Raw genomic sequence first — 8,806 nt, 5'->3', positions numbered from 1 at the left:
TTTTAAAGAAAAAGACGAGAGGCTTTTCTATTTACACATAAAATTTGACACTCTCAGCTTGAGCCGTTAATGAAAAATTGTGTAAATTCAGCATTATCACTCCGAATGGCCTGAGCGGTAACGAGAACATTTTGACCGGCCAAGCGCTGTTTATTAAGATAGCCCAGCGGAATATGATTGTGCCTATTAGTTTGTGGGACGGCTTTAAAATAGGGATAATCAATTTCGGGCTTAGCTAATATTGCCAATTGATTAGTTAGCTTAATTTTGGCGGTAAAGGTTGGCGGAATAATGCCATCTTTTAGTATCCAAACATCCTTGTCCTGCCAATTAAATTCAGCAAAGGTCAGCCCTGTATTAAGTATTGCTTCACGCGTGACGTGAATTTGAACGCCGTGTAATGGCCGCGCAGCATGATTGCCGGCCACACTACCATGGTTGTACGGCCAGATCATTCCCGGATAAAGCCCATCAAAGCGGGCGGTTTGGTCGATTGTTGCGTCGTAATTTACTGTTAACATATTGCTCACGTAGACATCGAAGTCGCTGTCTGCCATAAAATCACCCCAACTCTTATTTTATAGCTTAATTTTACCATTAATCGCACGATTATATGTGCTTTTTTGAAATTTTTAAACCGCTTTATCGACTGCTAAGTGTGGCTTTAGCAAGAGTGAGAAGTTATTATGTGCTGTAGTCGTCAGTAAAACAAATGAAAAGGATTAATTAGTGTGGTCAAATATGCTAATCTGACTAGCGTGATGGCTGAGGCGACGCAGCAAGAATTGATCAAGCTTTAAATATTGCGGTTGTTCCACACAAAAAGGGCCAATAAAAGCGACAATGTTCGCTTTTATCGGCCCTTTTTCTAGTCACTCGTCAGTGCGACTGTTCTGCATATAAACAATTTCGTCGTAGGAAATTTGTTCGCGCAACTGACTAGCAATAATGGTGGTGATTTTTTCTTCACGTAGTTGTTGTTCAACAAAGTCATATTCAGATTGAAAGGCGGCAATGAAAAGGTGCATTTGTTCTTGGTTGGCAGCTTCTGTGTTGCTGAAACGGCGATGACGGACGTTATAGGACTGGCGGACCAGGGCCACGGCTGGATAGGTTTCTGGGGTGGTCTGTTGATTTAAGAAACTGGCAACCGCGTTATAACCGTATTCTTCAATCAAAGCTAATTGTTGCCGTTGTTGCTTGATTTTTTTAACGAATTGTTCACGCTGTTGCTTAAATTGCGGTGATTGTGTGTTGGCCCGATACTTTCTGTGGAAAAAACGACCACGGAATTTAAAAATAAGTTTAAGCCGTAGTAGCAAAAACCGGCCAGTGGAGATCTGGGTCATGTAGTCGCTGCTAGTTAAAAAGCGCTGATACCAAGCTTCCAATTCTGGTGTTAGTTCACCACGCTGTTTGATCTCAGTTAAGGCAGTTTGTTCAGCGGCTTGAGCTTGGCTGAAAAATTGGCGTACTTGTTCGCGGTCAGGGCGGGTGTAGTCCTCTTTTTGTTGATATAGTGTTTCTAAAACGGCTTGCTGCGCCGGGGTTGTGTTACCGTTTTTCAACTGGCTGATCGCATAATCGAGCATATCATTACGAACTAAATGCAGATCCAATTGGGGCGCGATTTGGGCTGGTTTTGGTAATAGCAATGGCATTACAAAGGTTGGCACTAATAAACTAAGCAAAATCACACTGGCGGCGACAAAAATGAGCTCGTTGCGCATAGGAAAGCTGTGTCCAGCAACGATAAAAGGTAATGATAACGCCATTGATAAGGTGACAGTACCGTGAATACCGCCAGTGGCAATCAGTGCACTGATCATTTGTTTAGGGTAGTGGTGTAAATTAATTTTGATGAAGCCAAAATAAACCCAGATAAAACGCAGGATACTGGTAATTAAATAGATCAGCACCGCTATGCCTAATAAGATGAAGATTTGCACTGTGTGTTGGTTAATTAATGTCACTACCACTGTCGGCAGTGTTAAGCCAAGTAAAACAAAAACAAAACCATTTAAAATATCACTAATGATTTGCCAAGTAGTTTGTGACACAAATTGGACCTTGGTTGACGTTAATTGCAAATGATCGTGTTCGACGCCATGAATCAAGCCAGCAGCAACGGCGGCTAGGATGCCGGAAGTACCGACAGATTCGGCCACAAAGTAGACGATAAACGGCGCTAAAAGTTGAATTGGTAGTAAGATTTGCACAGCACCGATATTACGGCGCCGCAATAATATGCGCAGCGACACAATTAGGTAGCCTAGGACAGCGCCAATCAATAAGCCACCAAAAAAAACGTAGAGAAATTCAAGCACACCTTGAGTCACTGAAAAATGGCCGGTGCGTAAAGCTGCTAAACTAAGCTCTAAGGCAACGATCCCAGTGGCGTCATTAAATAGCGACTCGTTTTCCAACGTATTGAGGATCCGCTGGGGAAGGCCAACGTTTGCCGTGATCGATTTAACGGCGACAGCATCAGTTGGACTGACAATGGCCCCTAGCGCAAAGGCCAGTGGTAGCGTAAATAACGGCCATAGTGCGTGAATACTGAAGCCCAGTACCAAAACAGTAACCAGCACCAGTGTGATTGCTAAAGAAAGCGTGGTGCTCAAATTACGCGATAAACTACGCCGCGATGTATTCTGTGCATCATTAAACATCAACGGCGTAATGATGGCATAAAGGAAAATCGACGGATCAAGTCGGTAATTATGGTAAAGCGGCAATAGCGTAAATACAAGGCCAATACCAATTTGGTAGAAAGCCAGCGGAATTCGATCATAAAGACCATATAAAATATTGGCGGTAATAACTGCACCTAATAATAGAACAATTGCAAAAACGGCTTCCAAAATATTAACTCCTTAGCGAATCGGGTTATTTGACTTGAATCAATGCTTGAATTATAGCGCAACTAGGCTAATGGTGAAAAATAATCAGACTTGGGGCGGGGGCTTTGATAGAAATTGGCTAAATATTAGTGGCAGAAAACAAGCGGACGGGTGATCAACAACAGCAAAAAAATGGCTACATTCCAATAAAATAATGAAATGTAGCCATTTGAAAGCGTAAAACGTATTTTTAGTTCTTTGGTCAGCTTGACAGGGACCAGTGCAAACCTGGTGTGACTTATTTTTTCAAATTAGCTTCGATGAACTGTTTGATTTCGTCCTCACTCTTATCACTGGTGTAAGGCTTAACGTCAACAACGGTCTTGTCGGTGTTGTGATTATTTTTTTCCATGAAATAATCCCAAATCGCATCCCGTACGACTGTTTCACTATCGCTCCAGTCAAATGCCTCGCTCATTTTTTCGTTAAGAATATGTGCTTCTGTGACTTCTTCTGCCATAATGCTTACCTCCTAGATTTAGTTAACGGACTAATCCCTTAGTTCACTTTCTAGTATAACGCTTTTTAGCAAAGTCGCGTTGAATAATGCTAAAAAAGTTAGCACAAAAATTTTAGAGCGCTAATTGATTAGCATAAAGATCGCTTACCGATAGCAATATGTTATAATGCATTGAATAAGCTGCAATTTGTTTGGTAGCTGATTATGCACTATATTTAAAAGAGGTTGGATAAGGAAAATATGGATGATTTACAGCGCGTGATGCGGCGCCATCAATATACCGCTAAGATTTCGACGGCTTTTTTGTACTCAATTTGTGTGTCGATCGCAATGAACTTTTTCTGGCAACCAGGCAATATTTATGCGTCTGGGATCACCGGTTTTGCCCAGTTACTATCAACATTAAGTGGCCGTATTTTTTCAGTCAGCATTTCGATTCCCGTTTTGCTGTTCCTACTGAATTTACCGTTGTTTGTTTTAGCGTGGCGGCAGATTGGCCATCGGTTCACTGTTTTCACGTTTATCGCCGTCGTCTTTTCCAGTGTGATGATGAAATTGATTCCAATTACGCAGATTACTTTTGATCCAATTATTTGTGCGATTTTTGGTGGTGTGGTCAATGGGTTTGGGACCGGCTTAGCGTTAAAGAACGGTATTTCAACTGGTGGACTTGATATTATCGGCTTAGTTATTGGTAAAAAAACCGGTAAAAGTATTGGGACGATCAATATCAGTTTCAATGCCTTTATCGTGATCGCCGCTGGTTTTATTTTTGGCTGGCCGTACGCTTTTTACAGTGCATTGAGCATTTTTGTTAATGGTAAGGTTATGGATATGGTGTATACCCGCCAGCAAAAAATGCAGGTGATGATCGTTACTGATAAGCCGCGCAAGGTGATCGACCACATTCAAAATCGGATGCGGCGCGGGATCACTATTGTGCACGATGCTGAAGGCGCGTACCAGCATGATGAAAAGACGATTTTGTTCACCGTGATCTCACGCTATGAGATGCACGATCTACAAGTCGCGATGCATGATTCCGACCCCAAAGCTTTCGTTAGTATCTCAGATACAGTTAAGATCCTCGGCCATTTTTATGAGCCGATGATTTGAAAAAAGGCACGTTGCTATTTTCAGCAACGTGCCTTTTATTTATACTTTAGCAGGTAATAATTTGGCTAAAATTAGCCCGAGGATGAAGCCGGTTAGTGCGGGAATCAGCCAGCCTAAACCAATATTGAAAAAAGGTAAATAGTGTTGCGCTAAATCGACAATTGTCTTCGCAACGGTGGTATTTGCGAGGATGGCAGGTGCAGTGTGCACACCGTCAGCAATCGCCGCGATCAAGGTGAAAATAGTGGTTGTCACGTAAACCACCCGGCGTTGCTTAAACAGTGAACCGCTGATGCCTAGTAGCATCAATGTGATCGCTAAGGGGTAAATAAACATCAAAACTGGCGTGGAGTAGGCGATGATGGCGGTTAAACCAATATTGGCAAAAATCCCAGGTAAAATACTAGCGCCTGTGATGTACCACAGGTAGTGGCCCTTAGGAAATAACTCTTGAAAAGTTTCACCAAACGCTGAAACGAGGCCAATTGCAGTTTTGACACAGGCTAAAATGACTAACAAAGCTAATAGTACACTACCAAAACCACCAAAATAGTAATTAGCGATGGCAGCTAAGGCAATACCACCATTAGCCGCTGGTTTAAATTGGCCAAGGCTCATAGTGCCCATAACGGCTAATAAAGTATAAATGATGCCCATCAAAACAATGCTGATCAAACCTGACTTCATGGTATCCATAGCAATTGTTGTTGGTTTAGTCACCCCGAGTTTGCGGATCGTGTCAGTGACGATCACACCAAAAGCCAAGGCAGCTAAGGCATCCATTGTATTATAGCCTTCAGTAAAGCCGACAAAAAAAGGTTGCTGCGTGTAGGCACTCGCTACAGCGGCGTGATTAATGTTACCAAGCGGTCTGACTAGCGCTGTGATCAGTAATAAGCCTAAAATAATCAGGAACGCTGGGGTCAGATATTTACCCACCACGGCGATCAATTGTGAGGGCCGGCGCGCAAGCCACCAGGTAACCGCAAAGAAAATAATCGAGAAAACAATCAGCGCACTAGTTTGTTGACTACTTTTTAAAAAGGGGATGATACCAATTTGAAAGGAAGTCGTCGCTAAACGCGGTAACGCGAAAAAAGGGCCGATAGTTAAATAGAGTAAAATCGTAAAAATATAAGCGTAAGGACGGCCAACGTGTTCCGCTAATTCAAAAACGCCCTTACTTTGCGATAAACCAATGGCGACGACGCCTAACAATGGTAAGCCGATCCCGGTAACGAGAAAACCTAAATTGGCTTGCCAGACATTCTGACCACTATTTTGGCCGAGAAATACTGGAAAAATTAAATTACCAGCACCAAAAAATAAACCAAATAACATTGAACCGATGTAGAGATATTCGCGCTTAGTCAAGCGATGTTGCTGCACCATATTTTTTCCTCCTCATACAGACAAAAGACTGTTACCTATAATTGCTTTTACATAATGGATTATGTTTAAATTAACCTTATTAGATTACCTAATTTTTAAACAAAAGTAAAAGGATGCGGTACAAATGTTCTTAATTGGTTCACACGTTGCGATGCGCGGTAAAGCCATGTTACTGGGTTCAGCCAAAGAAGCAGCCAGTTATCACGCAACGACATTTAGCATTTACACCGGCGCGCCGCAGAATACCCGGCGTAAACCGATTGCTGAATTAAATATTGCGGCTGGCGAGACTTATATGCAGCAACATGACATACAAGGTTTAGTGATTCACGCGCCATACATTATTAATTTAGCTAATACGATCAAATTGGATCATTTTGATTTTGCCGTTAAGTTTTTGCAAGCTGAGGTGGCGCGGGCAGAAGCATTAGGCGCTAAGCAAATCGTGTTGCATCCTGGCGCACATGTTGGTGCTGGGGCGGCAGCTGGTATCGCCAATATTGTGAAAGGCCTAAATGAAGTGTTACAGCCAGAACAAACTGTACAAATTGCGCTGGAGACTATGGCCGGTAAAGGGACTGAGGTCGGCCGTAACTTTGAAGAACTGGCGGAAATCATCGCTGGTGTGACTTTGAATGAGTTGTTAAGCGTTTGTTTCGATACCTGTCATACCAACGATGCTGGTTATAATATTAAGGCAGACTTATCTGGTGTGCTAACCGAATTTGATCAAGTTATTGGTTTAAAACGGTTGCAAGTTGTTCACCTCAATGATTCGAAGAACCCACAAGGTAGCCATAAAGATCGGCATCAAAATCTTGGCTTAGGTACAATTGGGTTCGCGGCACTAAATCAAATGGCTCATTTACCGGAGTTAGCTCAAATTCCTAAGATTATGGAGACTCCCTGGGTAAAAACTGAAGCTGGCGCTAGCTTTGCGCCTTACGGTTACGAAATTGCGATGTTAGCGGCCCAACAGATGAATCCGAACTTACTCAATGATATTGTGACCCAACAACCATTTAGTCAAAATGTTGGTTAATAAAAACTGTTTGCCATTAATTGTTGGCAAACAGTTTTTTACAGTAACACGATCAATTTTTCCCGTAATGGTCAAGGCCCATATGTTCTAAAATTAAAGTGGCTGTTTCTTCGATCGAACGGTGGGCGGTATTGATTACATAGCAGCCGATCTTATCATATAATTGTTTAGCAAAATCAAGTTCAGCAGTGATCTGATTCATATCCGAATAAGCTGTGTCTGGATTTAATCCGTAAGCAATCATGCGTTCACGGCGGAAATTATTCAATACAGCAACATCGGTGGTCAAACCAATGATTTTCTTTGCGTCGACTTGCCAAATTTGTTCAGGAATATGGGCAGAAGGAACTAGAGGTAAATTGGCAACTTTAAGGTTGCGATTAGCCAAGAACAAGGATAATGGTGTTTTGGAGGTGCGGGAAACGCCTAATAGAACAATATCTGCGTCCAAAAAGCCCTTTGGATCTTTACCATCATCGTACATGACGGCAAATTCCATTGCGGAGATACGATCGAAGTAACGATCGTTTAGCCGATGGATTGCCCCAGCCTCACCGTGGGGCATTTCACCAGAGCGGCGACTGATTTCTTGCATAATGGGACTTAATAAATCGTAACAGACTAGTTTTTGTTCAGCAGCAAATTGATTGACCCGTGTGGCTAGGTTACCAGTAACTAATGTTTGGATAATGATTGGTCGTTGGTCTTCAGCTTGTTTGAGGACACTGTCTAAACGATTGTCTGAATTGGTGAAAGGAAAGCGGTAGTAAATTGGCGCAACGTTGGTGAACTGAGCCAAGGCGGCACGGACCATGTTTAGTGCAGTTTCACCCACAGAATCAGAAATAATAAAAAATTTGATTTCAGTTTTACTAGGCATTGGTTATGACTCCTTTATGTGCAATGAGTGGTGGTGTTGCGCAAGATAAATGCGGCAGACTCATGCTTTTGTAATTGTTTTCATAATAGCATAGAATAGTGGCTGATCGGTAGTAAATAAAAAAAAGTACTAAATATTATCGTTTGCAAGCCGCTTTCTTATTGACGGGGCGGCAGGCGTTGGTTATAATTAAAAACGAATCGAATTTTATGAGAGTAATCTTGACGAAACGGTTCCATTCTTAAGCTCGGAGGGAGGGATATCATATGGCAAAGACAGTCGTTCGTAAAAACGAATCTCTTGATGATGCTCTTCGGCGCTTCAGACGCACCGTATCGAAAAATGGTACGTTGCAAGAATACCGTAAACGTGAATTCTACGAAAAGCCAAGTGTTAAACGTAAATTAAAATCAGAAGCAGCAAGAAAACGTAAAAAGTTCTAGTTTACTTGCCTACTAAGGGATGAATCTCTATGAGTCTGATCGAAACGTTAAATGCCGACTTGAAGACCGCAATGAAAGCACGCGACAAAGCTACATTAGCTGTTGTGCGGATGTTGAAGGCCGCCGTTACGAATGAACAAATCAAGCTTGGTCATGAACTTAATGATCAAGAAGGACTAGCGGTACTTGCCACTGAACTGAAGCAACGTAAAGAGTCGCTTGATGAATTTCAAAAAGCTGGGCGTGAAGATTTAGTCACACCGCTACTTGGCGAAATTGAGATAGTGAAACATTATTTGCCCCAACAGCTGACCGAAGCAGAAGTTAGTGACCTAGTCACTACTACTGTCGCTAAGCTTAATGCAACGTCGACTAAGGATTTTGGTAAAGTTATGCAAACGCTAATGCCCCAAGTTAAGGGCCGCGCGGATGGTGCTTTAGTTAATCGTTTAGTCAAGGCAGCTTTAACTAAATAGGCAGCAAAATAGTCGAGCGTAAGTTCGGCTATTTTTTTGGGCTCTTTGTCAAATCCTGTTGATAGCTAATTTTAGGCAGAACTGGAAGTTAAGC

At 42.3% G+C, this 8,806-nt stretch carries 9 protein-coding genes; 4 read left to right on the top strand and 5 right to left on the bottom strand.

Annotation, left to right across the window (positions count from 1 at the left end; all coding sequences use genetic code 11):
- Positions 1-53: 53 nt before the first annotated feature.
- The 3 genes from EKM80_RS14150 to EKM80_RS14140 all read right to left on the bottom strand — a co-directional run bounded on the left by EKM80_RS14150 (position 54) and on the right by EKM80_RS14140 (position 3,363).
- Complete coding sequence (locus tag EKM80_RS14150; RefSeq protein ID WP_125554279.1) at positions 54-557, bottom strand: GW dipeptide domain-containing protein; 504 nt, start codon at positions 555-557, stop codon at positions 54-56.
- A 315-nt stretch (positions 558-872) separates the two neighbouring features.
- On the bottom strand, positions 873-2,864 hold the full coding sequence (locus tag EKM80_RS14145) for a cation:proton antiporter (RefSeq protein WP_125554277.1): 1,992 nt from the start codon (positions 2,862-2,864) through the stop codon (positions 873-875).
- Between the two features lie 277 nt (positions 2,865-3,141).
- Complete coding sequence (locus EKM80_RS14140; RefSeq protein WP_125554275.1) at positions 3,142-3,363, bottom strand: P8 family protein; 222 nt, start codon at positions 3,361-3,363, stop codon at positions 3,142-3,144.
- A gap of 240 nt (positions 3,364-3,603) precedes the next feature.
- Between EKM80_RS14140 and EKM80_RS14135 the strand changes: the two genes are divergently transcribed.
- Complete coding sequence (locus EKM80_RS14135) at positions 3,604-4,479, top strand: YitT family protein (RefSeq protein ID WP_125554281.1); 876 nt, start codon at positions 3,604-3,606, stop codon at positions 4,477-4,479.
- A gap of 39 nt (positions 4,480-4,518) precedes the next feature.
- On the opposite strand, the gene brnQ is transcribed toward EKM80_RS14135, so the two are convergent.
- Positions 4,519-5,871 (bottom strand): branched-chain amino acid transport system II carrier protein, encoded by a 1,353-nt coding sequence (brnQ, locus tag EKM80_RS14130; RefSeq protein WP_125554273.1) that lies wholly within the window; start codon positions 5,869-5,871, stop codon positions 4,519-4,521.
- Between the two features lie 124 nt (positions 5,872-5,995).
- Between brnQ and EKM80_RS14125 the strand changes: the two genes are divergently transcribed.
- Positions 5,996-6,913 (top strand): deoxyribonuclease IV, encoded by a 918-nt coding sequence (locus tag EKM80_RS14125; RefSeq protein WP_125554272.1) that lies wholly within the window; start codon positions 5,996-5,998, stop codon positions 6,911-6,913.
- A 52-nt stretch (positions 6,914-6,965) separates the two neighbouring features.
- Here EKM80_RS14125 and EKM80_RS14120 read toward each other — a convergent pair whose 3' ends face one another.
- A complete protein-coding gene (locus tag EKM80_RS14120) occupies positions 6,966-7,793 on the bottom strand; it encodes a pyruvate, water dikinase regulatory protein (protein ID WP_125554270.1) in 828 nt (275 codons plus the stop codon).
- A gap of 266 nt (positions 7,794-8,059) precedes the next feature.
- On the opposite strand from EKM80_RS14120, the gene rpsU reads away from it, so the two are divergent.
- Together rpsU and EKM80_RS14110 are read left to right on the top strand one after the other, a co-directional pair.
- A complete protein-coding gene (rpsU, locus tag EKM80_RS14115) occupies positions 8,060-8,236 on the top strand; it encodes a 30S ribosomal protein S21 (protein WP_068224497.1) in 177 nt (58 codons plus the stop codon).
- Positions 8,237-8,265: 29 nt separating this feature from the next.
- Positions 8,266-8,712 (top strand): GatB/YqeY domain-containing protein, encoded by a 447-nt coding sequence (locus EKM80_RS14110; protein ID WP_125554268.1) that lies wholly within the window; start codon positions 8,266-8,268, stop codon positions 8,710-8,712.
- Positions 8,713-8,806: the final 94 nt, after the last annotated feature.

It is taken from the genome of Loigolactobacillus jiayinensis (assembly GCF_003946445.1).
GTDB lineage: Bacteria > Bacillota > Bacilli > Lactobacillales > Lactobacillaceae > Loigolactobacillus > Loigolactobacillus jiayinensis.
This window is presented reverse-complemented; position numbering and strand designations above follow the sequence as displayed.